Origin of the sequence: Nonomuraea sp. NPDC049758, from assembly GCF_040674635.1 — a bacterium.
Lineage (GTDB): Bacteria > Actinomycetota > Actinomycetes > Streptosporangiales > Streptosporangiaceae > Nonomuraea.
In genome coordinates this window covers 79922-105900 of record NZ_JBFAMZ010000020.1, presented here as the reverse complement: position 1 = coordinate 105900, position 25979 = coordinate 79922, and the positions used below count along the sequence as shown (strand labels likewise).

Below are 25979 nucleotides of genomic sequence, written 5' to 3'. Positions count from 1 at the left end.
CGACTGCGACGCCTACTGCGCGTCGAGAACCGCGTGAGGATCGCCGTGGATCTCATTGAAGGTTGTTGATCGTCCCGATATTGTGCTATCTGCCCACGATCGCCCCCCCATGGGAGTAAAGGCGCCATGCGACTGCGGAAGATCTTCGTCATCGGACTGGCCCTGTCGTTGCTCGGCGTCGGAGTTCCCGCCTGGTCGGAGGACGATCCACGGGGCTGCAACGACCTGATGTCCGCCGACACCCCGGCGTTCGTCGTCTGCCGCTGGCTGGCCACTCCCGAGGAGGCCGCCGACATCGCCCGGTTCTGGCTGGACAACGACGGCAAGAACATGATCGACTCCGGCCCGATGCACGAGATCGTGGTCGACTGCAGCGAACCGGGCAACGAGTGCGCCACCGACTCCGAGGGCGACGGCGAGATGCACGACGTCGGCTCCCCGGACGTCGACGGCGCCGAGGACGGCGGCACCCCCGACCAGTGCGCGGACGGCCAGAAGTGCCACGTCGACCCCGACGGGATCTCGGCCGCCGCCAAGACGGCCGCCGCCGAGAGCCCGGCGGGTCAGGCCGTGAAGAGCGCGGTCGAGGCCGGCCTGCGGACCTGGATCGAGACCGAGCTGGCCGACGACTACAAGGCGGGCAAGCTGGCCGAGGCCGCCAAGAAGGTCGCCGCCCTGGCCGCGCAGCCGGGGGTCGCCGGGATCAGGTTCACCTCGCAGCTCGGCTACAACCAGACCTTCGCCACGGCCGAGGAGCTGGACAAGTTCGTCACCGAGGCCACGACCGCGCTGCGCAACCTCGTGCCGGGCAAGAAGCTGGCGGCGCACACGGTGGTCCCGCTCTTCGGCTGCGGCGCCAACGACGCCTGCAAGGCCGAGATGACCAAGAAGTACCCGCTGCTCGACCCCGCCCGCATCGGCGCCTGGCTCTCCGGCGGCCGGATCGACCAGCTGACCCTGGACACCGGCCACCTGGCCACCGAGTACGCCACCTGGAAGATCGACGCCGCCGAGGCCCAGCGCAACCAGTGGATCCAGGTCCGTGCCCGCGCCTGGGACGCCTACGCCCAGATCGCCGCCGAGGACGCCGGGTTCACCGCCGCGGGCGCCTCCAAGCTCACCGCCGAGCAGGCCACCCAGGCCATCACCGACCGCATCGCCGCCCCGCTCCAGGCCGACGCCGCCGAGACCGTCGTCCTGTGGAGCCGCTGGCAGGACGCGCAGGGCCAGGTCAACCGCGTGTACGGCGAGAAGTGGGCGGCCAACACCACCTGGGACCAGCTCAAGAAGCTCGGCACCGTGCGCCCGCGGCTGGCCACCGTCTACGACTACAGCAGCCCCGAGGCCGACGTCGCCACGGACATCAAGAACCTGTCCGAGGTCTTCGGCCAGGTCTACCTGCACACCGCCTGACGGCAGCCGCCCGGTTCCGCCCGGTCCCCGCCGCGCCGGTCACGGCCCGGCCGCGATGAGGGCCTGGCGGGCCCTGAGCACGATCTCCAGCTCGAACCGGACGTCGGGATCGGCGAGCTGGTCGCCGTAGAGCTCTTCGAGCTGCCGCAGCCGGTAGCGCACGGTCTGCGGATGCACGTGCAGCCGGGCGGCGCCCGCGCGGCAGCTCCAGCGCCTCGCGCGCCCACCTCAGGGACGTCGCCGCCGCGGCCAGCGGCACCGCCGGGCCGATCGCGGCACGGTGGCCGCGCAGCGCGTGGTCGAGCAGCTGCGCCTGTCCCGGCCCGTCCGGGTCGGGCACCAGCAGGCACGGCGCCGGCCGCTCCAGCCCGCCGAGCACGTCCGGCGGCAGCACGGGCGCCCGGTACGTGCCGTGCCGGTCGTCCAGCGCCACGCCCGCCACGGTCCGCGGCAGCCGCCAACCGGCGGCCCTGGCCAGGTCGGCGACGGCCTCGGGGGCGGCGGGCGGCCGGCTGAGCAGCAGGTCGAGCAGGCGGTCGCGGCGGCGTCCGAGCTCGCCGGCGGCGCGCGCCCTGGCCTCGTCGAAGCCCTGGGCGGCGGCGTCGGCGAGCTGGTCGAGGCAGACGAAGATGGCCTCGCCCAGGTCGTACAGGGTCTGCGGGGTCAGGCCGAGCGGGTCGGCGATCTCCGTCAGCCGCCGCCAGCAGACGCGGGCGCCGAGCCGCATGGCCGTCTGCAGCGGCTCCAGGTTGCGGCCCTCGGCCGCCTCGCCCTTGCCGATCATGCGGAACGGCTCGGGGTCGAAGGGGGCGCCCGGGTTCTCGATGCGGTCGAGGAAGCCGTCGATGGCCTCCTCGACCGCCATCTTCACGACTTTGACGTAGATCTCGTCGGCCGGTCGGGCGTACTCGGGGATCCGGGTCCGGATCTCCTCGACCACCTCGGCCGAGACCTTTCCGATGCCCGCCTTGAGCGTTCTCACGATGTCCGCGGGGAGCCGGGTTTCGCTGATGTCGCTCTTGATAGCCATCGTCCCTCCTGTCGCCATTGTGGCTCAGGCGAGAAGAGTTTGCCTAGCAAGAGCTTGTTTCTGTCATTTCTGCAGGAATGCGCCGAACTCGTCCACGTCAATCAGGCCGTCGCCGTCCTTGTCCAGTTTCCGCACGCCTTCCTGGGCCGCGTCCAGCGTGATGGGCTGGCCGAGGATCTCCATCAGGCGGACGAGTTCGACGGCGGAGATGCGGCCGTCCTTGTCGACGTCGATGAGGTCGAAGGTGATGGCGTGGTCGCTCATAGGGGGTGCCTTTCCTGTGTTACCGGTGCGTCGGGTCAGACCTTAGTGGCGACTTCCCGAAACGTGCCGATGAATTCGGGGTGATCGCCGGAAAAGCGAGCCTTTCCGGGATTTGCGGCTTCCGGGGTGATGGCACGACGACGGGGTGACCAAGGACGACGGCAGCCGAGGCTTCGTCCTCACCGAGGTCCGATACCGGCGCTCGCTCGCCTGACCGGCCGGGCCGGGTCAGACCGTGGCGGCGGCCCGTTTCAGGGCCTCGACGAAGGCGGTGACGTGGGGACGGGCGTCCCCGCGGCGCCAGGCGATGGCGAGCCGGCCGGGCTGCAGACCCGTCACCGGGCGGTAGACCATGCCAGGACGTTTGTAGAGCGCCGCGTTCCCCTCGGCCACCAGGACGACGCCCAGCCCGCTGGTCACGGCCTCGAACACCTCCTCGGGCGTGTTCGCCGTGACGCCGACGACCGGGTCGTCGTCCCGGGCGTCGCGGGCGAGCCAGAAGTCGCGCAGCGGGCCGGCCGCGGCGGGCAGCGCGATGAACGGCTCGTCCCGCAGCTCGGCGAACGGGACCTCGGCCAGGCCGGCCAGCCGGTGACCGGCCGGCATCGCCACCCCCCGCTCCTCGGTGACCAGCACGTACGTCTCCAGTCCCGGCGGCACCGGCAGCCAGATGAACGCCACGTCGGAGGAGCCGTCGGCGAGGCCGCCGCTCGGGTCGTCCCAGCCCACGAGCCGGAGCGACACCTCCCACCCGGGCCGGGCCTGCCGGAACAGCCGCAGCGCCTCCTGCTGCAACCCGCGGCCGACGGCCGTCTGCATGCCGATGACCAGCGTCCCGGCGGGGGCGGCGGCGCGGGCCGTCTCCACGCCGGCGGCCCAGCGTCCGAGCAGGTCGCGGGCCACCGGCAGCAGCGCCGCGCCCTGCCGGGTCAGCGTCACGCCGCCGTGCACGCGTTCCAGCAGCGCGAACCCGAGCTGCCGCTCCAGCACCCTGAGCTGCTTGGACAGGGCCGGCTGCGAGACGAAGAGGCGCTCGGCGGCGCGCGTCACGTTCAGCTCCTCGGCCACCGCGACGAAGTAGCGGAGCTCCCGCAGGTGCACGTCCATAACCGATGGTTATAGCAAAGGGTCTTGGACGCCGGGCGTCCACCGGCGGCACGATCATCGTCATGAAGACACGCGAACTCGGAACACTGCAGGTCCCCGCGCTCGGTTTCGGCGCGATGGTGCTCTCGCCCGGTGTGTACGGCGACATCGACGACACCCGTGCCGAGAAGGCGTTGCGGGCGGCCCTGGACGGCGGCGCCGGCCACATCGACACCAGCGACGCCTACGGGGTGGACGGCCACAACGAGCGCCTGGTCGGCCGCGCGCTCAAGGGACGCCCCCGCGACGAGGTCGTGGTGGCCACCAAGTTCGGCCTGGCGATCCCCGAAGGCGAGCCCAGCCGCCCGTACCCGGTCGGGTACGCCTTCAACGAGCTGCGCGTGAACGCCGACCCGCGCCTGGTCCGCCGGTACGCCGAACGCAGCCTGCGCAACCTGGACACCGACGTGATCGACCTGTACTACCTGCACTACCCGGACCCCGGCGTCCCGGTGGAGGAGACGGTCGGCGCGATGGCGGACCTGGTGCGCGACGGACTGATCAGGCACATCGGCCTGTCCAACGTGACGGCGGCCCAGCTCAGGGCCGCGCACGCGGTCCATCCGGTGACGGCCGTGCAGAACGAGTGGTCGATGTGGCGGCCGGTGGAGCCGGACCTGCTGGCCGCGGCCCGCGAGCTCGGCGTCGGCCTGGTGGCCTGGAGCCCGCTGGGCAACGGCTTCCTGACCGGCACGGTCCAGCGGCTGGCGGAAGGCGACTTCCGCCACAACGCGCCCCGGTTCTCGGCGGAGAACCTGGCCGGCAACAACGACCGGTACGCCCCCATCCGCACCCTGGCCACCAACCTCGGCATCACCCCCGCCCAGCTGGCCCTGTCCTGGCTGCTGCACCAGGACGAGCACGTCGTGGCGATCCCGGGCAGCCGCACCCCCGCCCACATCGAGGAGAACCTGGCCGCCGCCGACCTCACCCTGCACCCGGACACCCTGACCAGGATCGACGAGGCGCTGGTCAGGTTCGACGTGTCCGGCGGCACCCTCCTGTGAACGCCGGTCCGCCGCTCCCCAGCGTCGCCCGGACGGCGCACAGGGCCGCGCCCACGAGCAGGACGGCGACCGCGCCGACGACCCGCAGCAGCCCGTCTGCCGAGGACGGCGCGGCGAAGTAGACGCTGCCGAGCCCGGCGACGGCGGTCACCCCGGCCAGCACCGGCCCGGTGGCGTTCAGCGCCGAGATCGCCGACGCCAGCCGCGGCTCGACCAGCGTGGTGACGCGCGCGATCAGCGGGCTGTACCCGGCGGCGTGCCCGGCCCCGGCCAGGAGCAGCAGCGGGACGGCCACGAGCGGCCGCCACTCGTCCCGGCACAGCAGCGCCAGCAGGCCCGCCCCGGCCGCGAAGGCGACCGGACCAGCGACCGGCAGAACCCACTGCAACCCCCGCGGATACCGGGTCCAGCTCAGGCTGAGCGCGCCGAATCCCAGCGCGTACGGGACGAAGGCCAGCCCCGCCCACAGCGGCGAGTACCCCAGCGCGGTCTGGAGGTGCAGCGTGAGGGTGAGCAGGAAGACGGTGTAGCAGCCCATGACGATCCAGCACGCCGCGAGCCCCGGCCGCACCCCGCGCGGCCGTACCGAGGCCAGGTCAAGCAGCGGGTGCCGGGCCCTGGTCTCGTGCCGGACGAACACCACCGACAGCGCGGCGCCGCAGGCCAGCGAGATCCACATCCAGAGCGGCCGGCCGAGGTCGCGGCCGAAGATCAGCGGGACGGTGATCGCGGCCATGGCCGCGGTCAGGATCGCCACGCCGCCCGGGTCCAGGCGCGCCCGCGCGTTCACGGGCGAGGGCGGCAGCAGGCGTGGCCCGACGGCCAGCGCGATCACGCCGATCGGGATGTTGATCAGGAACACCGGCCGCCAGGACAGGCCCAGGAGGTCGGCGCTGACCACCAGCCCGCCGACGACCTGCCCCAGCGCGACGCCCAGGGCGAGCACCATGCTGTACAGGCCGATCGCCCGGCGGCGGGCGTCGCCCTGCCAATGCGTCTGGATGAGCGCGAAGATCTGCGGGGTGAGCAGCGCCGCCCCGGCGGCCTGCGCGACGCGCGCGAGCACCAGCACGCCCACGTCGGGGGCCAGCCCGCACAGCAGCGAGGCGGCGGTGAACCAGCCCAGCCCGAACAGGAACGCGCGCCGCTGCCCGACGAGGTCGCCGATGCGCGCGCAGGTGACCAGGAGCACGCCGACGGTCAGCAGGTAGCCCGACACGACGAGCTGGATCGCCGTGCCGCCGGCGTGGAGGTCCTGGCGGATGGTCTGCGCGGCGACCGACACGATCGAGCCGTCCATGGAGGCCATGACCTGACCGGTGAGCAGCACGGCGAGCATCGGGCCACGGCGCACGCCGGTCACCAGGGGAGAAACGGGTGAAATCACCCGCCCAGCATCGGCCGTCCGCCCCTGCCCGGTCTTGAAGAAACTTGCGGGCCCGCCGGGGTCATCGGGGCGCGTCGAATCCGGCCGCCAGACCGAAGGCCGCGAAGATCTCGGCCCCTTGGAACACCGAGTTCCGGCTGATGCCCTCGGCGGTGACGGTGAAGATCTGCAGCGTGTGGGGCTCGTACCGGTCGCCGGCGCGCCGGAAGGCGCCGAACCCCGGCTGGCCGTTGGCCGTGACCGCCGCCAGCCGCCAGTCGGTGCCGGCCGCCTCGAAGACCCAGTCCATGAACAGGCCGTAGTTGCCGCGCCCGGCGAACCAGTTGAGCATCGGCGGCATCTCCATGACGACGTCCGCGGTGAGCAGCCGTTTGAGCTCCTCGACGTCGGCGTGCTCGAAGGCGCGCATGTAGCGGTCGACCCAGGCGCGCTGTTCGGCCAGCGGCGGCTCGCCGAGCGGCTCCCGCCGGACGCCGGCCTCCTTCACCCGGGCGCGCGCCCGCTGCAGGGAGCTGTTCACCGACACGACGGTGGTGCCGAGGATCTCCGCCGACTCCGACGCGGAGAAGCTCAGCACGTCCCGCAGGATCAGCGCGCCGCGCTGGCGCGCCGACAGGTGTTGCAGGGCGGCGGCGAACGCCAGGCGCAGGCCGCTGCGCTCGACCACGGCGCCGGCCGGGTCGCCCGCGTCCAGCATCGAGTCCGGCAGCGGCTGGAGCCAGGCCAGGTTCTCCCCCTGGACGAGCGGCGCCAGCGGGTCGGACGCGGCCACCAGCCCCGACGGCAGCGGCCGGCGGCCCCGGACCTCCAGGGCCGTCAGGCAGGCGTTGGTCGCGATCCGGTAGAGCCAGGTGCGCAGGGAGCTGCGTGTGCCGTCGTACTGCTCCCGCGCCCGCCACGCCCGCAGGTACGTCTCCTGGACCAGGTCCTCGGCGTCGTGGGGTGAGCCGAGCATCCGGTAGCAGTACGCCAGCAGCTCCTTGCGGAACGGCTCGATCCGGCGATCGAAGCCCTCTTGTCCCGGCGTCACCGCGTCCACGCCCTTGTCCTGCCTTCCGCCTGCCTACGGGTACGTCAGCCTGCCACGACGGCCGGGCTGTTGTGGTAGGCGGCGAGCAGCCAGGCGCCGTCCCGCTTCTCCAGCACCCAGGTCGCGTACACCATACGCTCGGCGGGGACCTCGGTCTCGCCGGGGAAGAGCACGCCGGTCTCGCTCACCGCGATCGCGGCGCTCTCGCCCAGGAAACGGATGCTCTCCAGCCGGTCGGCGGTCGTGCTGCCCTTGAGGTAGGACGCGAAGCCCTCGGCCATCTTCCGGCGCACCTCCTCCCTCGACCGGCGCACGCTGCCGGGCATGATCGCGGTGGCGTCCTCGGTGTAGTCGGTGACGAAGGCGTCGGCGTCGCCGTCGGCCCATGCCTGGTAGAGGCGCTCAAGGACGCTCTTGATGGCGGCTACGTCGTGCGCTCGGGTCTCGGTCATGGCTCTCTCTCCTCATCGCTGGTGACAGGTTCACGGATACGTACCGGCGGGGCCGCCGGAACTCATCGCGCCGGGGCGGAGAACTTTCGGGCAGTTGCGGTTCGTATTGCGAACTATTATGGTTCGTAATACGAACGAGCTGTGGTCCTGATGGGAGATGTGCACCATGAGCCGTACTGTGGCGATCATCGGTGGTGGTTACGGCGGCGCGGCGGCCGCCAAGGCGCTGGATGAGCACGCGGACGTCGTGCTCGTCGAGCCCAAGGACGCCTTCGTCCAGAACGCCGCGTCCATGCGGGCGCTGGCTCGGCCGGAATGGGCCGGGAAGATGTTCTTCCCCTATGACCGGTTGATGGAGCGTGGCCGGATCGTCCGGGAGCGGGCGGTCTCGGTGGATTCGCGGGGTGTGCTGCTGGCGTCCGGGGAACGGGTGGAGGCCGACCACCTCGTGCTGGCCACCGGGTCGGGGTACCCCTTCCCGTTCAAGTTCGAGGACGACCTGGCCGGGCAGGCGCGGGAGCGCATCCACGCCGTCCACGGGGAGCTGGCGGGGGCCGGGCGGGTGCTGATCGCCGGGCCGGGCCGGTCGGGCCGGGGCGGGCCGAGCCGTTCACCGTCGGGTCCACGGCGGGGGAGCTGTCGGCCGACATCTGGTTCCGCGCGTACGGCGTGCGCGTCCGGACCGGCTACCTCAATGGCGACCTCGGCGACGCGCGCACGCCCCGCGGCCACGTACGGGTGACCGAACGGCTCAACGTCGAGGGCCACGAGCACGTCTACGCGATCGGCGACATCACCGACCTGGCCGAGGCCAAGATGGCCGGGAACGCGATGCAGCACGCCGAGGTCGTGGCCGCGAACATCATCGCCCAGCTGCGCGGCGAGCGGCCCTCGTCGGTGTACCGGCCCTCGCCGCTGCCGTTCGTGCTGCTGCCACTGGGGGCCGAAGGGGGCGTCGGCCAGTTGCCCTCGCCCGAGGGGCCGATCGTGCTGCCGGCCGGGTCGGTGGCCGACTACAAGGGCCGGAACCTGTTCACCGGGCGGTTCGCTGAGCTGTTCGGGGTCGCCGGCGAGCCGGCGCCGGCCGGGGTGTGACCACGGGCGGCGGTCAGGGGGTGTCGGCGCGCTCGATGAAGACCGTGGGGGCGTTGTTGTCCCGCACCAGGCGGGAGAGCAGGTCGGCGAGCGTGGCGCGCTCGGCCTCGTCGAGCCCCGACGGAAGCTCGTCGATGCGCCGGCACGCCTCGGTGTAGAACTCGTCGGCGAGCTTGGCGCCCTCCTCGGTCAGTGTGACCTGGACGGCGCGCCGGTCGGCGGGGTTGGGCTCGCGGCGCACCATGCCGCGCTGCGCGGTGCGGTCGACCAGCTCGGTGAGGCTCGACTTTGCCAGGCGCAACATCGCGCCCAGCTCGCTCATCCCGTACGGCTGGGCCATCAGCACGCACAGGAGCTGGCCCTGCTGGGAGGTCAGCCCGTACGCGCGGGCGGACTCGGCGTAGACGGCGTTGACCAGGAAGGTCGAGCGCACCAGGGCGGAGACGACTCCCAGCTGCTCCTCGGGCTTGGCCATGAGATCAGGTTACCATCAGTTCGGCTCCCGAACTATTTGTGCGGGATCCGCACGGCTGCTCGGGTTCGGCGATGCCCCGGTAGCCCGAGGTCACGGGATCAGAACCGGACGCGAACCACCAAATGGACATTTCTTCTGGCCGGGTGGGTAGCAGGCCCGCCATGCGACTGACGTACACCTCCGACGTCTGGTGGAAGAACGCCGTCGTGTACTGCCTGGACGTGGAGACGTTCAAGGACGGTAACGGCGACGGTGTGGGCGACTTCCGCGGCTTGACCCAGCAGATCGACTACCTCGCGGGTCTCGGCGTGACCTGCCTCTGGTTGATGCCGTTCTTCCCCACCCCCAACCGGGACGACGGTTACGACATCACCGACTTCTACAGCATCGACCCCCGGCTGGGGACCCTGGGCGACTTCGTGGAGTTCATGCGGACCGCCAACGACCGGGGCCTGCGGGTGATCGCGGACCTGGTCGTCAACCACACCTCGGACCAGCACCCCTGGTTCAAGGAGTCGCGCAAGAGCAAGGACTCGCCGATGCGCGACTGGTACGTCTGGTCCGACACCCCCGAGCCCGACGACCCGAAACAGGTGGTCTTCCCCGACAAGGAGGACTCCATCTGGCAGTACGACAAGGGCAGCGGCCAGTACTACCTGCACAGCTTCTACCGTCACCAGCCGGACCTGAACGTCGGCAACCCCGAGGTCAGGGACGAGATCACCCGCATCCTCGGCTTCTGGATGGAGCTCGGTCTGTCGGGCTTCCGGGTGGACGCGGTGCCGTTCCTCATCGAGAACGTCAACCCCAAGCTGGCCAACCCGCACGAGTTCCTGGCCGACCTGCGGGCCTTCATGACCAGGCGCAAGGGCGGCTCGATCCTGCTGGGCGAGGTCAACCTGCCCTACAAGGAGTTACTGCGGTACTTCGGTGAAGGGCTCGGTGACCAGATCACCATGTGCTTCGACTTCATCGGCATGCAGAACAGCTGGCTCTCCTTCGCCCGTAACAACGCCCGCCCCCTGATGGACGCCCTGCAGGAACGCCCCCGGGCCCCCAAGGACTGTCAATGGGCGATGTTCCTCCGCAACCACGACGAACTGACCCTCGACAAGCTCACCGAAGAGGAACGCCAGGAGATCTTCGAGGCGTTCGGCCCCCGTAAGGACATGCAGATCTTCGGCCGCGGGCTGCGGCGGCGGCTGCCCACGATGTTCGGCGGCGACCTGCGGCGCATCAAGATGGCCTACAGCCTGCTGTTCTCCCTTCCCGGCACCCCCGTGATCTTCTACGGCGAGGAGATCGGCATGGGGGAGAACCTGGACGAAGAGGGGCGGATGGCCGTCCGCATCCCCATGCAGTGGTCCGAGGACGGCGGCTTCAGCCAGGAGGAGGAGACGGTCCGCGAGGTCCCCGAGGGCTCGTTCGCGCCCGACCGGGTCAACGTGGCCGACCAGAAGCGCGACACCGACTCGCTGCTGCGCTGGTTCCAGCTCCTCATCGAGCGGTACCGCGAGTGCCCTGAGCTGGCGTGGGGGCAGTACACCGTGCTGGACACCGGCGACGACGCGATCTTCTCGCACCGCTGCGACGCCGACGGCGCGACGGTCGTGGTCGCCCACAACCTGTGCGACACGGCCAGGGACGTCGAGCTGCGGCTGGACGGCCTGGAGAACTGCGACCTCACGGACCTGCTGGTGGACGGCACGATCAAGGTGTCGGCCGACGGCACGGCCAAGCTCGCGCTGGGACCGCACGGCTGCCGCTGGCTGCGCGCCTCGCCCCCCGAACTGCCCCCGGAGGACGCGGGCGTCATGTCGCAATAGGCCGGACGCGCGAAAGCCTTCACGAGCCTGACGGCCGCGCGGGCCAGGTCCTTGTGTGCCGGGCGGCCGCGCGGGCTAGGTTTTCGTGCGCCGGGCGGCCGCGCGGCTTTCGTGCGGTCGTCAGCGCGCGGGCGGCGGGTAGGCCGCCATGGCGAGTTCGGCGACCCCCAGCAGGCCGGCGTAGGAGGCGCCGTCGCGGGACTGCGTGGACATGCCCTGGATCACCGACGCGAAGAAGGTGGCCAGGGCTTCCGTGTCGGTGCCGGGGGCCAGCCGGCCGGCCGCCACGTCGTCGTCCACGCGCTTCCTGATCGCCGCCTTCGCCGCCTCCCTGAACCCGCGCAGCAACTCCGCCACGTCGGCGGACTCCGGCCCGCAGTTGACCGCGGCGCTGATGATCAGGCAGCCGGGCGGGTGGTCCGCGTTCGTGTACTCGGCGGCCGACTCGCGCAGCACGCGTTCGACGGCCCGGCGGCCGGTGGGCTCCTCGGCGAGCGCCCTGGTGGTGAACGCGCCGTGGGTGAGCTGGTAGCGGCGCACCGCCTCCTCGAACAGCCGCCGTTTGTCGCCGAAGGCCGCGTACAGGCTGGGGGGCCTGATGCCCATGGCGGCGGTCAGCGCCGCGATCGAGGTCGCCTCGTAGCCGTGCTCCCAGAACGCGCGCAGCGCGCTCTCCAGTGCCGCGTCCCTGTCGAATGCCCGCTGCCTCGCCATGCGCTCATTCTATAGCGATCGCTATGTTATGGTTTCTGTATCGATCGCTAAAGAAAGGATTCGAGCGATGAGGACTGCCCTGGTGACGGGCGCCGGCAGGGGCATCGGCCGGGCCATCGCGCTGCGCCTGGCCAAGGACGGGTTCCGTGTGATCGTGAACTACGCCAGGGACGCCGCCGCGGCCGAGGAGGTCGTCGGCCTGATCGGGGCGAACGCCGTGGCCGTGCGGGCCGACCTGGGCGTGCCCGAGCAGGTCGAGCGGCTCGCCCGCCGGGTGGCCGAGGAGACCGACGTGCTCGACGTGCTGGTCAACAACGCCGGCATCGGCCTGTCCAAGCCGCTCGCGCAGGAGACGGAGGAGGGCTACGACCGGCTGTTCGCGGTCAACGTCAAGGGCCTGTTCTTCCTCACCCGGCAGGTGCTGCCGCTGATCCCCGACGGCGGCCGCATCGTGAACATCACCTCCGGCGTGGCCCGCATCGCCTATCCCGAGGGCATCGCGTACGCGATGACCAAGGGCGCGGTGCAGGTGTTCACGCTGGCCCTGGCCAAGGAGCTGGGGCCGCGCGGCATCACGGTCAACAATGTGGCGCCCGGCATCATCGACACCGACGTCAACGCGGGCTGGCTGAGCGACCCCGGCGCCCGCGCGTACGCGGCGAGCAGGCACGCGCTGAACCGCATCGGCGAGCCCGGCGAGATCGCGGACGTGGTCGCGTTCGCCGCCTCGCCCGCGGCGAGCTTCATCACCGGCACCACCCTCGACGCCACCGGCGGCGGAAACCTCTAGGAGACCCCCATGCCCACAGTCGTCCACGACGGCGGACACGTGCACTTCAACCGGGCAGGCAGCGGCCCCGGCCTGGTCATGGTGCACGGCACCGGCGGCGACGCGGTCAGCAACTACGGCCACCTCGTCCAGAACTTCACCGACATCCGCACGGTGATCACGCCCGACTACGCGGGCAGCGGCGAGACCGCCGACCCCGGCGGCGACCTCACGCTCGACCTGCTGATCGAGCAGGTCGCGGCGACCTTCCCCGAGGGCGGCCCGTCCGACCTGGTCGGCTTCTCGCTGGGCGCGGTGGTGGCGGCGGGGGTCGCCGCCCGGCATCCCGAGCTGGTCAGGCGGCTGGTGCTCATCGCGGGCTGGACGCACGCCGGCGACCCCCGGCTCCGGCTCGGCCTGCGCACCTGGGCCCGGCTGGCGGCCACCGACCCCGAGAGCTTCGCGGCGTACGCCCCGCTGGTCGGCTTCAGCCCGGCCTTCGTGAGCGGCCAGGGCGAGGACGGCCTGAAGGCCATGATGGCCGGCGACCCGCCCCCCGGCACGGTACGCCAGATCGAGCTGGACCTCAGGACCGACATCAGGGACCTGCTCCCGAGCATCACCGCGCCCACGCTGGTGATCGGCTGCACGCAGGACCACCTCGTACCGGTCGGGCACGCCCGCGCCCTGCACGCCGCGCTGCCCGGCAGCCGTTACGCCGAGCTGGACAGCGGGCATGTGGTGCTACACGAACGTCCCGAAGAGGTGACAGCCTTGATCCGCGATTTCGTAACCAACGAGTAATTTGTCCTGGTTACCCTCCAGGCACATGCAGACCAAGAAGCTCGCCGCCACAGGGGCCGCCGCGCTGACCGCGCTGGCCCTCGTGGCGCTCCCCGCCCACGCGAGCGGGGACAAGAGCGTCACCGTCACCGTGATGGGGACGTCGGACATCCACAGCAACGCCCTCAACTGGGACTACTTCAAGGACGCCGCCTACGCCGACAAGCAGGGCAACACCATCGGCCTGGCCCAGGTGTCGTCGCTGGTCAACAAGGTCAGGGCCGAGCGCGGGGCGGACCACACGCTGCTGTTCGACTCGGGTGACACGATCCAGGGCACGCCCCTGGCCTACTACTACGCCAAGGTCGAGCCGATCACCGAGACCGGGCAGACCCACCCGATGGCCAAGGCCATGAACGCCATCGGCTACGACGCCGTCACCCTCGGGAACCACGAGTTCAACTACGGTCTGCCGCTGCTGGCCACCTGGATCAGGCAGATGCGGGCGCCGGTGCTGGGCGCCAACGCCGTGCACGCCGGGAGCGGGCTGCCGGCGTACCGGCCGTTCGTGATCAAGACCATGAAGGTCAAGGGCGACAAGCCGATCAAGGTCGGCGTGCTCGGCCTGACCAACCCTGGCGTGGCCATCTGGGACAAGGCGAACGTCGAGGGCAAGCTGCGCTTCACCGACCTGGTCGAGTCGGCCAGGAAGTGGGTGCCGGTCATCCGCGGCCTCGGCGCGGACGTGGTCGTGGTGACCGCGCACGCCGGCGACAGCGGCATGTCCTCCTACGGCACCGACCTGCCCGTGGAGAACGCCTCGGCGATGGTCGCCGAGCAGGTGCCGGGCATCGACGCGGTGCTGTTCGGGCACGCGCACAACGAGGTCGCCCAGCGCTTCGTGACCAACAGGACCACCGGGCAGCAGGTGTTGCTCACCGAGCCGGGCAAGTGGGGCCAGCGCCTGTCGCGGCTCGACTTCACCCTCACCAAGCAGCGCGGGAAGTGGGTCGTCACCGGCAAGAGCTCGGCCACGCTCAACACCAACACGGTGACGGAGGACCCGAAGATCGTCTCGCTGCTCAAGCCGCAGCACGACACCACGGTCGGCTACGTCAACAAGGTCGTCGCCAAGTCGGCCGAGGAACTGTCGGCGGCCGAGTCGCCGTACAAGGACACGCCGATCCTCGACTACATCCAGCAGGTGCAGACCGAGACGGTGAAGGCCGCCCTGCCGGGCAACACGCTGCCGGTGTTGTCGATCGCCGCGCCGTTCAGCCGCACCGCCGTCTTCCCCGCCGGTGACGTGCGGGTCAGGGACGTGGCCGGGCTCTACGTCTACGACAACACGCTGCTGGCGATCAAGCTGACCGGCGCCCAGATCAAGGACTACCTGGAGTACTCGGCCCGGTACTTCAACCAGCTCAACCCGGGCGACCCGGTGGACGTCACCAAGCTGACCAACGCCGGCAACACCCCGGACTACAACTACGACCAGCTCTCGGGCGTCTCCTACGACATCGACGTGGCCAAGCCCGCCGGGCAGCGCGTCGCCAACCTCACCTTCGAGGGCGCGCCGATCCCGGCCGGCAAGGAGTTCGTGGTCGCGATCAACAACTACCGCCAGTCGGGCGGCGGCGGTTTCCCGCACGTCACCACCGCTCCCGTGCTGTACAACGCGCAGGTGGAGATCCGCCAGGCGCTGATCGAGTACGCCACCGCCAAGGGCACGATCAACCCCGCCGACTTCGCCTCCGCCAACTGGCGGCTGACCCGCGACGGCGCTCCGCTGTTCTGACCCGACGCCAGGCGGGTGCTCCACCAGGGTCACCCGCCTGGTCACAGGTACGAGGGCCCGCTGACCCGGTGCCGGAACGTCCACCACACCCACCCCTGCGAGGCCACCAGCAGCGGGATCAGGACGAGGATCACCGGCGTCAGCAGCGCCCCCGACGACCCCGCCACCAGCGGCAGCCGCAGCCCGGCCAGCACCCCGACCACCAGCAGCGCACCGGCCGTCAGCGCGTACGTGCGGCCCTCGCCCGCCTCGCCGGACAACACCCCGGCCCGCTCCCGCAACGATCCGCGCAGCCGCAGCGCCGCGAACGCCAGCCCGTGCACCGCGAACAGCGCCGCCACCACCAGCGCGGCCAGCAGCACGAGCGGCCCCTGGATGCCGAGCAGCACCTCGGCGAGCAGCAGCCCCCAGCTCAGCGCCAGCCCCCAGCTCCCGGCCACGATCCCGCCGTCCCAGAACGCCTGCCAGCGCGCGCCGGGCACCCGCCCGCGCAGCCACAGGCCCATGTCCCTGACCACCCAGGAGACGAGCAGCGCGACGACCACCGCGTAGTTGCCGCTCAGAAGGTGGCCCTCCAGGTCGGGGAAGAGCCCCGCGAGCACGCCGGCCGAGGCCACCAGCCACACCTCGTTGCCGAGGAAGAACGGCGCGATGGCGGCGATCACCTCGCGCCGCTCGCCCGGCGACCGCCCGAGGTACGGCAGCGCCATGCCGACCCCGATGTCGGCCCCGCCCAGCACGAGGTAGCCGAGGGCGAAGAAGGCCAGGACGAAGATCTCCATGATCGGCTCCTTCAGAAGGCGGGGACGGGGACGGGGGTCTCGGCCGGAAGGGCGCCGAGCGCGACCGCGCCGGGCCCGCGCCTGGCCGCCCGGGCCAGCAGCCAGTAGTTGACCGCGATCAGCACCGTGAACACCGACACGAACGCCGTCAGCGACAGCCGCATCTCGCCCGCCGTCACCGGCGACATGGCCTCGGACGTGCGCAGCAGCCCGTAGACCACCCACGGCTGGCGCCCCACCTCGCGGAACGTCCACCCGGCGAGCATGGTGACGAACGGCACGGGGATCATCAGCGTCAGCAGCCAGTGCCAGGCCCGGAAGCCGCGCACGACCGGCCGGAAGAACATCAGCAGCAGGCTCAGCCCCGCCACGACGGTCATCACCACCCAGAGGATCATCATCGTGATGCCGGCCCCCTGCACCCAGCCGGTCGGCGGCAGGTAGTCGCCCGGCCCGAACCTGGCCGTCATGTCCGCCTGCACGGCGGCCAGCCGCTCGGCCTGGCCCGTCCAGGCCGCCGCCTTGGACGGCTGGAGGGTCTGGAACCCGAGCCCGCCGAACGTCACCGTGAAGAACGAGGCCGGCAGCGCGACGCCGACGCCGATCCGCAGCGACTTCCTGAACAGGTCGTGCTCGGCCGTGCGCCTGCGCAGGTGGTAGGCGCTCACCCCGGCCATGAAGAACCCGCCGACGATCATCGCGCCGCCGATGACGTGCCCGAACGCGATCTGCGCGGCCGGGTTGGCGATCATCGCCCCGAAGTCGGTCAGCCGCAGCCTGCCGCCCTCGACGGCGTAGCCGACCGGGTTCTGCAGGAAGCCGTTGGAGATCATGATCCAGAACGCTGACGCGTACGCGGTGAGCGTGACGACCCAGATCAGCGCCAGGTGCGCCCAGCGGTTCAGCCGGTTCCAGCCGAAGATCCACAGGCCCAGGAACGTGGCCTCGACGAAGAAGGCCACCAGCGTCTCGATCGCCAGCGAGGCGCCGAAGACGTTGCCCGCGTAGTCGGTCAGCCCGCTCCACGACAGGCCGAGCTGGAACTCCATGACCAGCCCGGTGACGATGCCCATGGCGTAGTTGATGATGTAGAGCTGCCCCCAGAACCTCGTCATCCGCAGGTGGACGGGGTCGCCGCTGAACGTGGCCCGGGTCTGGACGACGGCCACCAGCGTCGCCAGGCCGAGCGTCAGCGCGACGAAGAGGAAGTGCGCGCCCGCGGTGAACGCGAACTGCAGCCGGGCGAGGTCGACGGTGTCCATGCCGAGAGCTTGGCGTCACGGCCTGCTCCGCCGCGTCAGCCTCCGGTCTGCAATCCGGCGTACAACCTCGGGCCGAAGATCACTAAAGTCGTACGACTCAGGTTGTAAGCCAGCCCGGCGTGATCATCCCGGCCTCGTAGGCGACCACCACGAGCTGGGCCCTGTCGCGCACGCCGAGCTTGGTCATGATGCGGCTGACGTGCGTCTTCGCCGTGGCGGGGCTGAGCACGAGCCGGGCGGCGATCTCGTCGTTGGACAGCCCGGCCGCCACCAGGCCCATGACCTCCCGCTCGCGCTCGGTGAGCGCGTTGAGCTCGGGGCCCGGCTCCGGCCGCTTGACCCGGCCGGCGAACTCCGCGATCAGCCGCCGCGTCACCGACGGCGAGATCAGCGCGTCGCCCCTGGCCACGACCCGGACCGCGTGGATCAGCTCGGCCGGCTCGGTGTCCTTGACCAGGAACCCGCCCGCGCCCGCGCGCAGCGCGCCGTAGACGTAGTCGTCCAGGTCGAAGGTGGTCAGGATGATGACCTTGACGCCGTCGAGCCGCGGGTCGCCCGCGATGCGCCGGGTGGCCTCCAGGCCGTCGAGCTCGGGCATGCGGATGTCCATGAGCACCACGTCGGGCCGGTGCTCGTGGGCGCCCGCCACGGTCGCCGCGCCGGTGCCGGCCTCGCCGACGACCTCGATGTCGTCCTCGTCGGAGAGTATCGACCGGAATCCGGCGCGGACCAGGGTCTGGTCGTCGGCGAGCAGTACGCGGATCATCGGACTCCGTTCAGTGGCAGGCGGGCGACGACGCGGAAGCCGCCCTCGGGGCGCGGGCCCGCCTCCAGGTCGCCGCCGAGCGCGGCGGCGCGCTCGCGCATGCCCTGGAGGCCGAAGCCGCTGCCTTCGGTGTACGTGGCGCCCGGGCCGTCGTCCTCGACCCGGATCAGGATGTTCCCTGAGGAGTTGCTGACCGAGAGGGTGGCCTTCGTCGTGCCGGAGTGGCGGGCGACGTTGGTCAGCGACTCCCTGATGATGCGGGCGGCGGCCAGGTCGACCTCGGTCGGCACGGCGTCCAGGGGCCCGGACGGCTCGACGGCCACCTCCAGCCCCGACGCCGCGACCAGGTCCGGCAGCCGCGCCAGGCTGTCCGCGGGCCTGGTCGGGGCGTCCTCGTCCACCTGGCGCAGCACCCCCAGCGTGGTGCGCAGCTCGCGCAGCGTCTCCTTGCTGGTCTCCTTGATGGTTCGCAGCGCGGCCTCGGCCTTCTCGGGACGCCTGGCCAGCCCGTGCAGCGCGGCCGACGCCTGCACGTTGATCATGGAGATGTTGTGCCCGAGCACGTCGTGCAGCTCCCTGGCGATGCGCAGCCGTTCCTCGCTCTCGCGCCGCCTGGCCTCCTCCTCCTTGGAGTGCTCGGCGTCCAGCGCGCGCTGCTGCGCCTCCAGCAGGTACGCCCGGCGGTTCCTGGTGACCCCGCCGAACGCGATGGCGGCCACCACCCAGCCGGTGATCGCGCCGAACGTGCCGTCGTCCACGTGCCTGGAGCCGTGGGACTCGCCGAACCCCATCGCCAGCAGCACGGCGGCCCCGGTGGCGATCGCGGCGGCCAGCCGTCCCTGGTCGGCGGCGGTGTAGAGGGCCACGAACACCAGCACGACCAGCGGCCCGTCGAACCGGGCGAGCGGATAGTAGGCGGACACCGCCACGACGACCACGATCAGCGACGTGACGGGAAGGCGCCGCCGCAACAGCAGCGCGCCGCACGACACGATCGGCAGCACCACGTCCAGCACGCCGGCGGGCTGCTCGCTCCTGAGCCCGGCGACCAGGGTGCCGGCGAGCACGACGGCGACCACCACGAGGGACACCGTGCTGCTCGCCGACAATCTAGGCATGTGCTCCATTTTGTATGGTCGTGCGAGTGATGGGGTAGTTGACCGAGATGAGTACCAAGGATGAGCTCCGGCAGGTCGAAGAGGACCTGGCCCGGCTGAAGGCGGAGAACCAGGACGTGCGCGACCAGGTGGGCACCATGGGCGCGACCGACCAGATCGAGACCGCGGCCATGATCGCCCAGGCCGACGAGCAGTCCGAGCTGATCGCCGACCTCGAACGACGCCGTGCCGATCTGGAGAGGCGGGTCGCGGAGGAGGGCTGAGGCTCAGCGGCGCAGCGGAGCGCCCACCTCGTGCAGGTGGCGAAGGGCCTGGCCGTAGGAGGCGACGAGCCCGGTCTGCAGGTAGCTGACGCCGACCTCGGCGCAGTAGCTCTCGACGATGGGCTGCGCCTTGCGCAGGTTGGGCGCGGGCATGTTCGGGAACAGGTGGTGCTCGATCTGGTAGTTGAGCTGACCGAGCGCCACGTCGGTGAACAGGCCGCCCCTGACGTTGCGGGAGGTCAGCACCTGCTTGCGGAGGAAGTCCAGCTTGTCGTCCTTGGTCAGGATGGGCATGCCCTTGTGGTTGGGCGCGAACGTGGAGCCCAGGTAGAGACCGAACAGCCCCTGATGCACGGCCAGGAAAACCAGCGCCTTGCCGAACGGCAGCACGGCGAAGACCGCGCCGAAGTAGAGCACGAAGTGGGTGGTCAGCAGCGCCAGCTCCGCCCACGGCCGCTTGGCCGCCGGCGCGAGCAGCGCCTTGAAGCTGGCGATGTGCAGGTGCCAGGCCTCAAGGGTGAGCAGCGGGAAGAACAGGAACGCCTGGTACCTCGCGACGGCCCGCGGCAGGCCCGCGCTCCGCGCCACCTGGTCCTCCGACCAGACGATCACCGCGGGTGAGACGTCCGGGTCGTGGTCCTCGTGGTTGGGGTTGGCGTGGTGGCGGTTGTGCTTGCTGGTCCACCATCCCCAGCCCAGGCCGATGCCGAGGTTCCCCAGCAGGAGACCGGTCACGTCGCTCGGCCGCCGCTTCCTGAACACCTGGCGGTGGCCGAGATCGTGGGAGACGAAGCCGATCTGCGCGAAGACCACGGCCAGCGCGACCGCGACGAGCAGTTGCCACCACGAGTCGCCCACCCAGGCGAACAACGCCCAGCAGCCGAGGTACGCGGCGACCACGATGGTCAGCCGCACGGCGTAATAGACCGGACGCCGGTCGAGGAGACCGGCGTCAGAGATTCGGCGGGTTAGTCGGGCGAAGTCACTGCCCCGGGTGTCGACCACACTTGGACTGGCCACAGATCTCCTCACATTGCGGTGGAAAGTTGCCACAACCCTGGCGTATCCGCCGCGAAACCGGAAGGTGTTCCATGCTCGTCCGGGAGCGGCGGAGAAGGGGTTCGTCGTCGGTTTCCGTGGCCTCTTCCTCGACCATATGGCCCGGCGGCGCATGCCGCGTACACGACGGGCTCAGCCGAGCAGGGACAGTGCGTGCCGTTCCGGGTTCGGCAGCGCCGCTCCGCTGGTCAGAGCCTCGTGGAAGGCGTCGGGGCCGAGGGCGGAGCGGCACCGTCCGTCCAGGGCCACCACGGCGGGGTCGGCGGAGTCGGCGACGCCGCGCAGCGCGCGGGCCGCGCCCAGCAGCTCGGCCGCCGGCCGGGGCGGCAGGTGCTCGGCGACGCCTTCCAGCACGGTCGCGCGGGCCGTCCGGTCGCCGCAGGTCTCCATCAGCTCCAGCGCCGTGCGCAGCGGCGGCCCAGGCTCTGTCACGCGGGCCAGCTCGACCTGCATGAACGCCCTGAACTGCGCGGGCCCGTCGCCGCTGGCGAGGGCCAGCGCGCGGTCGAGCAGCCGGGCCGCCTCCGGCCGGTCGCCGGTGCGCCGGGCCAGCTCGGCGCGGGCGTGCAGGACCCTGGCCTGGGTCACCGCGTCCTCGGCCCGCAGCGCCGACCGCCATGCCTCCGCCAGCGTCGTCGCGGCCCCCTCGTGGTCGCCCGCCCGCGCCTTGAGCTGGCCGAGCCGGAGCAGGAACGTCATCGGGCCGAACGGCGCGTCCAGCCCCGACAGCTCCGCGGCCAGGCGTCCCGGCTCCTCGGCACGGGCGAGCGCGGCGGCGAAGTCGCCCCGGTTCTCGGCGACCAGCGACAGCCAGTAGAGGCAGGCCCACTGGCCCCAGCGGTCGCCGGTGCGGCGGAAGCCGTCGAGCGCCGGGCCGAGCAGGTCCTGCGCGCCGGCGACCGTGCCGTACTCGAACCGGACGATGCCGCCGACCAGCAGCGCGGCCGAGCGCGTCCACAGGTCGGGGGAGTCGCGCAGGCGCTCGACGACGTCCTCGGTGAGCTCGACGACGTCGGCGGGCGGGCGTTGCGCGCCGCTCATGGCCCAGAAGTTCAGCGCGGCGGGATGGTCGGAGTCGAGCACCGCCGGGGGTGGCTCGCCGCCCGTGAGCACCCGGCACAGCCCGTGCGCCAGCTCGCGTCCCGGCGGCGGCACGTCCCCGACCCGGCGCAGCACGGCCGCCGCCCGCTCGCTCATCTCGCGCCGCCGTCCGCGCATGATCCAGGGCCAGAACCGGGGCAGGATCAGCCTGAGCGGGTCGTCGGAGTGGCGCAGCGCGGCGTCGAGGTTGTCCTGCTCGGCGTCCAGCACCTCCAGCCAGGCGAGCTGCTCGCCGGTACGCAGGAGTGGGTCGGCGGTCTCGGCCAGCCGGGTGTAGTAGCGGGCGTGGGCCTGCCGGAGGGCGGGCAGGTCGGCGGCGGCGTACTGCCTGATGGTGGCCAGCATCGAGTAGCGCTCGCCGGAGACCGAGACGAGCGACTTGTCCACGAGCGAGGCGAGATCGTCCGGGTCGCCGCCGCACACCTCCGCGACGGCCTCGTACGTCGCGCCGCCGGAGAAGACCGTCAGCCCGCGCAGCAGCTCGCGCTCGGGCGCCGACAGCAGGTTCCAGCTCCAGTCGATGACGTCGCGCAATGTGCGATGGCGCGGCTCGGACGTGCGCCCCCCGCGGAAGGCCAGCCGGTCGCCGAGCTGCCGGACCAGCACGGACACCGGCATCGTGCGCAGCCGGGCGGCGGCCAGCTCGATCGCCAGCGGGATGCCGTCGAGCTCCCCGCAGACGCGCTCGGCGTCGGCCGCGCTCACCTCCAGGCCGGGCCTGGCCGCCGCGGCCCGCGCCAGGAACAGCTCCGCGGCCTCGGGCAGCGGCAGGACGGGATGCAGCACCTCGCCGGGGATGTCGAGCGGCTCCCTGCTGGTGGCCAGGACGCGCAGCCCGGCGACCTCCGACAGCAGCCACCGCGCGACCGTGGCGGCCTCCTCCACGACGTGCTCGCAGTTGTCCAGCACGATGAGCGGCGACGTGCCGCGCAGCGCCCCGACCACGTCGGTCGTCCGCAGCACGCTCTCGACCGCGGCCCGCACCCCCGTGGCGGAGGCCAGCTCCACCAGCCACACGCCGTCGGGCACGTCGAGGCCGCGGGCCGCCTCCAGCGCCAGGCGGGTCTTGCCCACGCCGCCGGGGCCGACCAGCGTGACCAGCCGCTCGTCCCGGCCGCCCAGCAGGGCGTGGAGCCGGGCGACGTCGCCGGCCCGGCCGACGAAACCGGTCAGCCGGGCGGGCAGGTTGCCCCTCGGCGCGGGAGCCGGGTCGCGCAACGCCGCCATGTGGGCCGCGCGCAGCTCGGGGCCGGGATCGACGCCCAGCTCGCCGGCCAGGTCGGCCCTGATCCGCTCGAAGACCTCCAGCGCCTCGCCGCGCCGCCCGCGCGCCACCAGCGCCCGCATGAGCAGGGCGTGGAACGGCTCCCGCAGCCGGTGCGCCGCGACCAGCTCCTCCAGCTCGGCCACGGGCTCGGCCGCGGAGGCGGGGGTGGGCTCGGCGGTCAGGTCGGCGGTGATCGCGGCGGCCAGGGCCGTGAGGCGCAGTTCCTCCAGCCGGGCCGCGGGCGCGGCGGCGAAGGCCAGCCCGGCCGCGTCCGCCAGCGCGGGCCCGCGCCACAACGCCAGCGCGCCGCGCGGGTCGCCGGCCCGCACCAGCCGCTCGAACGCCGACGCGTCCACCTCGCCGGGCGGCACGTCCAGCAGGTAGCCGGCCGGGTGCGAGGAGATCAGCCCGGGTGCCTGCCTGCGGGCCCGCGACACCAGCGACTGGAGCGCCGCGGCCGGATGGGCGGGCGGCTCGCCGGGCCACAGGTCGTCGATCAGCCGGTCGGCGGTCACCACCCGGCCCGGGTCGAGCGCCAGACGGACGAGCAGGGCCCGCACCCGGGCGCCGCCGATCTCGGCCCCAGCCACCTGGAGCGGCCCCAGGACCCCGATCCGCATGCCCCCACCGTACGGGCATGCGGCCATGCCGGGTTCCCGGCGGGCCGCCCGCCTTCACCCGGTCCGAGCAGCCCGGCGCAGTGAGCTCAGCTCTCCGAGAGGCGGTCGAAGAGGGTGAGCGCCGCCTGGCGCACCTCCTCCGGGGTCAACCCGTCGAGGGCCTGCCGCGCGTCGGCGATGTCACGCGTCGTGGCCAAGGTGATGGCCACGGACGAGGCCGCGGCACGGTCGATCGATCCCGTCGGGGCGGCGTCGGCCAGCTGCTGGGCGCTCGCGGCGAGGTCGAGGTTGTCTCTCAACGGATCTCCTCGGACGAAGTCGGCTTCGCACATTTCATCACTTTGCGTCGCCCCACATCCACCATTTGTTGAATTCGAGGCGTTATGCCCTGAGCGGGTCGTGTCCGACGGACATCAGCTCGCGCCGCGAGTCGTCGTCCGTCCGGTCGCCCATGGTCTCGACCAGCTCGATGACCTGACGCATCACGTCCAGGTCGGCCTTGGTCAGGTCGCCCTTCCGCTTGCTCAGGACGTGCAGCACGCCCCTGCCCAGCTCGTCGATGCCCATGTCGGGGTCGGGAGGGAAGCCCTCCTCGTCCGAGGCCTCGGCGAGCAGGTAGCCGCGCAGCTCCTCTGAGTTCATGTTGACCGCCCGGTGGAACTCGTCCCAGAGCGTGTCCGTGTCGAAACCCTCAGTCATATGGGCCGCCTACCCGCCCGACCCTCGCGTTACGCCCCGGGAACGGTCAGCCCCGACTCGTAGGCCGCGATCACCGCCTGCACCCGGTCGCGCAGCCCCAGTTTGCTCAGCACGTTGCTGACGTGCGTCTTCACGGTGTGCTCGCTGACCACCATGGCCTCGGCGATCTCCGCGTTGGACAGGCCGCGCGCGATCAGCTGGAGCGTCTCGCGCTCCCTGGCGGTCAGCGACTCCAGCGTGTGCGCGGGGGCGGCGGTCGTCGCGGGGCGGGAGGTGAACTCGGCGATCAGCCTCCTGGTCACCGTGGGCGCGAGCAGCGACTCGCCCGCGGCCACGACGCGCACCGCGGTCACCAGGTCGTCCCGCCGCACGTCCTTCAGCAGGAACCCGCTCGCGCCCGCGCGCAGCGCGTCGAACACGTAGTCGTCCAGGTCGAACGTGGTCAGCATCAGCACCCGGCAGGCGGTCTCGGCGCACACGATCCTGGCCGCCTCGATGCCGTCCATCCTGGGCATGCGGATGTCGAGCAGCAGCACGTCCGGCTCGTGGGCACGTACGGCGGCCACGGCCTCGACCCCGTCGCCCGCCTCGGCCACCACCGAGATGTCGGGCTGGGCGTCGAGGATCATCGCGAACCCGCCCCTGACCAGCTCCTGGTCGTCGGCCACCACGACGCGCACGCTCATCGGCCGGCCCCCAGCGGCAGCCGCGCCGACACCGCGAAGCCGGGCCCGTCCGCGCGCGGGCCGGCGGTCGCGCTGCCGCCGCAGGCCGCGGCCCGTTCGCGCATTCCGATCAGGCCGTTGCCGCCCGAGGGCAGCGCGGGGCCGCCGCCGCGCCCGTTGTCCGTGACGTCGATCATCAGGTGGTCGTCCTCCCAGGTGAGCAGGATCTCGGCGCGGTCGGCGCCGGAGTGCTTGACGATGTTGGTGAGCGCTTCCTGCGTGATGCGGTAGGCGGCCAGCGCGCTGTCGGGGCCGATCGGGCGGGGCTCGCCGGACTCGGCGAAGCGCACGTCCAGGCCGGTGCCCGCCACCTGGCCGGCCAGCGCGGGCAGGTCCGCGAGGGTCGGCTGCGGCGTCCGCGGCGCCTGCGGCTCGTCCTCCTTCAGTACGCCGAGCATGCGGCGCAGCTGCACCATCGCGTCCCGGCCCGCGGCGGCGATGGCGTCGAAGGCGGCCTCGGCCCTGGCCGGGTTGCTGCGCACCACGACGGGCCCCGCCTCGGCCTGGACCACCATGAGGCTGACCGCGTGGGCCAGGATGTCGTGCATGTCGCGGGCGATCCTGGCCCGCTCGCGTTCGGCCGCGCGCTCGGCTTCCAACTGACGCTCCCTTTCGAGCCGGGCCGCGCGCTCGGCCAGCTCGGCGGCGTGGGCGCGGGACGTGGCCGCCGCGCGGCCGATGGCGTAGGCGGCGGTGAACAGGGCGACCCCGCGCATCGCGGTCTCCCACGAGCCGACGGAGGCCAGGCCGCCGACGAGGGTCACGACGAGCATGACGACCCTGGGCAGGCGGGCCGAGTACGCGGCGACCGTGTAGAAGGCGACCAGGGCGCCGTACCAGATGGGCTGGCGGGCGACGTTGTCGGCGAAGTCGTAGAGCGCGCCCACGACCAGGCTGGCGATCAGCATGGTCACCGGCCACCGGCGCCGCCAGACGACGGGGAGCGAGGCGCCGATCGCGATCACGTACCCCCACCAGTCCCATCTGCCGCCGTACGGGTCATGGCTGGAGATCAGCGGCCAGGCCTGGACGAGGGCGATCAACAGGGCGAGCGCCCCGTCCACCCAGAGGTGGGGGAGCGCTCGTAGCCGGCGACGGAAGACGTCGACAAGCGTCAGATCGGACACG

Annotated in this window: 28 protein-coding genes; 10 read left to right on the top strand and 18 right to left on the bottom strand. The window is 72.0% G+C overall.

Translation table 11 applies throughout. The annotated features are described in order from the left end of the window. The first annotated feature begins 126 nt into the window (after positions 1-126). On the top strand, positions 127-1413 hold the full coding sequence (locus tag AB0J46_RS39775) for a hypothetical protein (RefSeq protein WP_364339843.1): 1287 nt from the start codon (positions 127-129) through the stop codon (positions 1411-1413). Positions 1414-1452: 39 nt separating this feature from the next. Here the strand turns inward: AB0J46_RS39775 and AB0J46_RS39770 are convergent, their stop codons facing one another. Continuing rightward, a complete protein-coding gene (locus tag AB0J46_RS39770) occupies positions 1453-1575 on the bottom strand; it encodes a helix-turn-helix domain-containing protein (RefSeq protein ID WP_364339978.1) in 123 nt (40 codons plus the stop codon). Positions 1576-1820: 245 nt separating this feature from the next. Here AB0J46_RS39770 and AB0J46_RS39765 point away from each other — a divergent pair, with 245 nt between their 5' ends. After that, positions 1821-2297, top strand: a complete 477-nt coding sequence (locus AB0J46_RS39765) for a hypothetical protein (protein ID WP_364339841.1) — start codon at positions 1821-1823, stop codon at positions 2295-2297. A gap of 209 nt (positions 2298-2506) precedes the next feature. Here the strand turns inward: AB0J46_RS39765 and AB0J46_RS39760 are convergent, their stop codons facing one another. Together AB0J46_RS39760 and AB0J46_RS39755 are read right to left on the bottom strand one after the other, a co-directional pair. Continuing rightward, positions 2507-2707 (bottom strand): EF-hand domain-containing protein, encoded by a 201-nt coding sequence (locus AB0J46_RS39760; RefSeq protein ID WP_352324961.1) that lies wholly within the window; start codon positions 2705-2707, stop codon positions 2507-2509. 228 nt (positions 2708-2935) lie between these two features. Then, a complete protein-coding gene (locus AB0J46_RS39755; RefSeq protein WP_364339839.1) occupies positions 2936-3814 on the bottom strand; it encodes a LysR family transcriptional regulator in 879 nt (292 codons plus the stop codon). A gap of 62 nt (positions 3815-3876) precedes the next feature. On the opposite strand from AB0J46_RS39755, the gene AB0J46_RS39750 reads away from it, so the two are divergent. Further along, a complete protein-coding gene (locus AB0J46_RS39750; RefSeq protein WP_364339838.1) occupies positions 3877-4860 on the top strand; it encodes an aldo/keto reductase in 984 nt (327 codons plus the stop codon). On the opposite strand, the gene AB0J46_RS39745 is transcribed toward AB0J46_RS39750, so the two are convergent. From AB0J46_RS39745 to AB0J46_RS39735, 3 genes are all read right to left on the bottom strand, one after another. Next, positions 4826-6247, bottom strand: a complete 1422-nt coding sequence (locus AB0J46_RS39745) for an MFS transporter (protein ID WP_364339836.1) — start codon at positions 6245-6247, stop codon at positions 4826-4828. The genes AB0J46_RS39750 and AB0J46_RS39745 overlap by 35 nt on opposite strands. Positions 6248-6308: 61 nt before the next feature. Further along, positions 6309-7286: a sigma-70 family RNA polymerase sigma factor gene (locus AB0J46_RS39740; RefSeq protein ID WP_364339834.1), complete on the bottom strand. Its 978-nt coding sequence runs from the start codon at positions 7284-7286 to the stop codon at positions 6309-6311. Between the two features lie 35 nt (positions 7287-7321). Further along, positions 7322-7729 carry an SgcJ/EcaC family oxidoreductase gene (locus tag AB0J46_RS39735; protein ID WP_364339832.1) on the bottom strand — a complete coding sequence of 136 codons (408 nt, stop codon included), beginning with the start codon at positions 7727-7729 and terminating at the stop codon, positions 7322-7324. A 166-nt stretch (positions 7730-7895) separates the two neighbouring features. Here AB0J46_RS39735 and AB0J46_RS39730 point away from each other — a divergent pair, with 166 nt between their 5' ends. Both AB0J46_RS39730 and AB0J46_RS39725 read left to right on the top strand, forming a co-directional pair. Beyond that, the gene (locus AB0J46_RS39730) at positions 7896-8471 is read left to right on the top strand and encodes an FAD-dependent oxidoreductase (protein ID WP_364339830.1); all 576 of its coding nucleotides are present in this window, start codon (positions 7896-7898) and stop codon (positions 8469-8471) included. Next, on the top strand, positions 8468-8824 hold the full coding sequence (locus AB0J46_RS39725) for a hypothetical protein (RefSeq protein ID WP_364339828.1): 357 nt from the start codon (positions 8468-8470) through the stop codon (positions 8822-8824). The genes AB0J46_RS39730 and AB0J46_RS39725 overlap by 4 nt, the downstream gene beginning before the upstream one ends. Positions 8825-8837: 13 nt before the next feature. Here the strand turns inward: AB0J46_RS39725 and AB0J46_RS39720 are convergent, their stop codons facing one another. Continuing rightward, complete coding sequence (locus AB0J46_RS39720) at positions 8838-9299, bottom strand: MarR family transcriptional regulator (protein ID WP_358000015.1); 462 nt, start codon at positions 9297-9299, stop codon at positions 8838-8840. A gap of 161 nt (positions 9300-9460) precedes the next feature. Between AB0J46_RS39720 and AB0J46_RS39715 the strand changes: the two genes are divergently transcribed. After that, on the top strand, positions 9461-11125 hold the full coding sequence (locus tag AB0J46_RS39715; protein WP_364339826.1) for an alpha-amylase family protein: 1665 nt from the start codon (positions 9461-9463) through the stop codon (positions 11123-11125). A 120-nt stretch (positions 11126-11245) separates the two neighbouring features. On the opposite strand, the gene AB0J46_RS39710 is transcribed toward AB0J46_RS39715, so the two are convergent. Next, positions 11246-11839: a TetR/AcrR family transcriptional regulator gene (locus AB0J46_RS39710; RefSeq protein ID WP_364339825.1), complete on the bottom strand. Its 594-nt coding sequence runs from the start codon at positions 11837-11839 to the stop codon at positions 11246-11248. Positions 11840-11906: 67 nt separating this feature from the next. Between AB0J46_RS39710 and AB0J46_RS39705 the strand changes: the two genes are divergently transcribed. The 3 genes from AB0J46_RS39705 to AB0J46_RS39695 are packed head-to-tail and all read left to right on the top strand — an operon-like array spanning position 11907 to position 15189. Then, the gene (locus tag AB0J46_RS39705) at positions 11907-12629 is read left to right on the top strand and encodes an SDR family oxidoreductase (RefSeq protein WP_364339823.1); all 723 of its coding nucleotides are present in this window, start codon (positions 11907-11909) and stop codon (positions 12627-12629) included. 9 nt (positions 12630-12638) lie between these two features. After that, positions 12639-13412, top strand: coding sequence for an alpha/beta hydrolase (locus tag AB0J46_RS39700; RefSeq protein ID WP_364339822.1), 774 nt, complete (start codon positions 12639-12641; stop codon positions 13410-13412). 25 nt (positions 13413-13437) lie between these two features. After that, positions 13438-15189: a 5'-nucleotidase C-terminal domain-containing protein gene (locus AB0J46_RS39695; RefSeq protein WP_364339821.1), complete on the top strand. Its 1752-nt coding sequence runs from the start codon at positions 13438-13440 to the stop codon at positions 15187-15189. Positions 15190-15230: 41 nt separating this feature from the next. On the opposite strand, the gene AB0J46_RS39690 is transcribed toward AB0J46_RS39695, so the two are convergent. From AB0J46_RS39690 to AB0J46_RS39675, 4 genes are all read right to left on the bottom strand, one after another. Then, entirely contained in the window at positions 15231-15971 is a 741-nt protein-coding gene (locus tag AB0J46_RS39690) for a cytochrome d ubiquinol oxidase subunit II (protein ID WP_364339820.1), read from the bottom strand. A gap of 11 nt (positions 15972-15982) precedes the next feature. Further along, positions 15983-17233: a cytochrome ubiquinol oxidase subunit I gene (locus AB0J46_RS39685; RefSeq protein ID WP_364339819.1), complete on the bottom strand. Its 1251-nt coding sequence runs from the start codon at positions 17231-17233 to the stop codon at positions 15983-15985. Positions 17234-17330: 97 nt separating this feature from the next. Next, on the bottom strand, positions 17331-17999 hold the full coding sequence (locus tag AB0J46_RS39680) for a response regulator transcription factor (protein ID WP_364339818.1): 669 nt from the start codon (positions 17997-17999) through the stop codon (positions 17331-17333). Continuing rightward, complete coding sequence (locus tag AB0J46_RS39675) at positions 17996-19117, bottom strand: sensor histidine kinase (RefSeq protein ID WP_364339817.1); 1122 nt, start codon at positions 19115-19117, stop codon at positions 17996-17998. Before AB0J46_RS39675 ends, AB0J46_RS39680 begins: the two co-directional genes overlap by 4 nt. A gap of 47 nt (positions 19118-19164) precedes the next feature. Here AB0J46_RS39675 and AB0J46_RS39670 point away from each other — a divergent pair, with 47 nt between their 5' ends. Further along, the gene (locus tag AB0J46_RS39670) at positions 19165-19380 is read left to right on the top strand and encodes a hypothetical protein (protein ID WP_364339816.1); all 216 of its coding nucleotides are present in this window, start codon (positions 19165-19167) and stop codon (positions 19378-19380) included. Positions 19381-19383: 3 nt separating this feature from the next. Here AB0J46_RS39670 and AB0J46_RS39665 read toward each other — a convergent pair whose 3' ends face one another. From AB0J46_RS39665 to AB0J46_RS39640, 6 genes are all read right to left on the bottom strand, one after another. Next, complete coding sequence (locus AB0J46_RS39665) at positions 19384-20289, bottom strand: acyl-CoA desaturase (RefSeq protein WP_364339976.1); 906 nt, start codon at positions 20287-20289, stop codon at positions 19384-19386. Positions 20290-20571: 282 nt separating this feature from the next. After that, the gene (locus tag AB0J46_RS39660) at positions 20572-23427 is read right to left on the bottom strand and encodes a BTAD domain-containing putative transcriptional regulator (RefSeq protein ID WP_364339815.1); all 2856 of its coding nucleotides are present in this window, start codon (positions 23425-23427) and stop codon (positions 20572-20574) included. An 86-nt stretch (positions 23428-23513) separates the two neighbouring features. Continuing rightward, positions 23514-23726, bottom strand: a complete 213-nt coding sequence (locus AB0J46_RS39655; RefSeq protein ID WP_352323140.1) for a hypothetical protein — start codon at positions 23724-23726, stop codon at positions 23514-23516. A gap of 82 nt (positions 23727-23808) precedes the next feature. Then, a complete protein-coding gene (locus tag AB0J46_RS39650) occupies positions 23809-24126 on the bottom strand; it encodes a DUF3140 domain-containing protein (protein ID WP_364339814.1) in 318 nt (105 codons plus the stop codon). 29 nt (positions 24127-24155) lie between these two features. After that, complete coding sequence (locus tag AB0J46_RS39645; RefSeq protein WP_357976348.1) at positions 24156-24812, bottom strand: response regulator transcription factor; 657 nt, start codon at positions 24810-24812, stop codon at positions 24156-24158. Next, complete coding sequence (locus tag AB0J46_RS39640) at positions 24809-25978, bottom strand: histidine kinase (protein ID WP_364339813.1); 1170 nt, start codon at positions 25976-25978, stop codon at positions 24809-24811. The genes AB0J46_RS39645 and AB0J46_RS39640 overlap by 4 nt, the downstream gene beginning before the upstream one ends. Position 25979 lies beyond the last annotated feature (1 nt).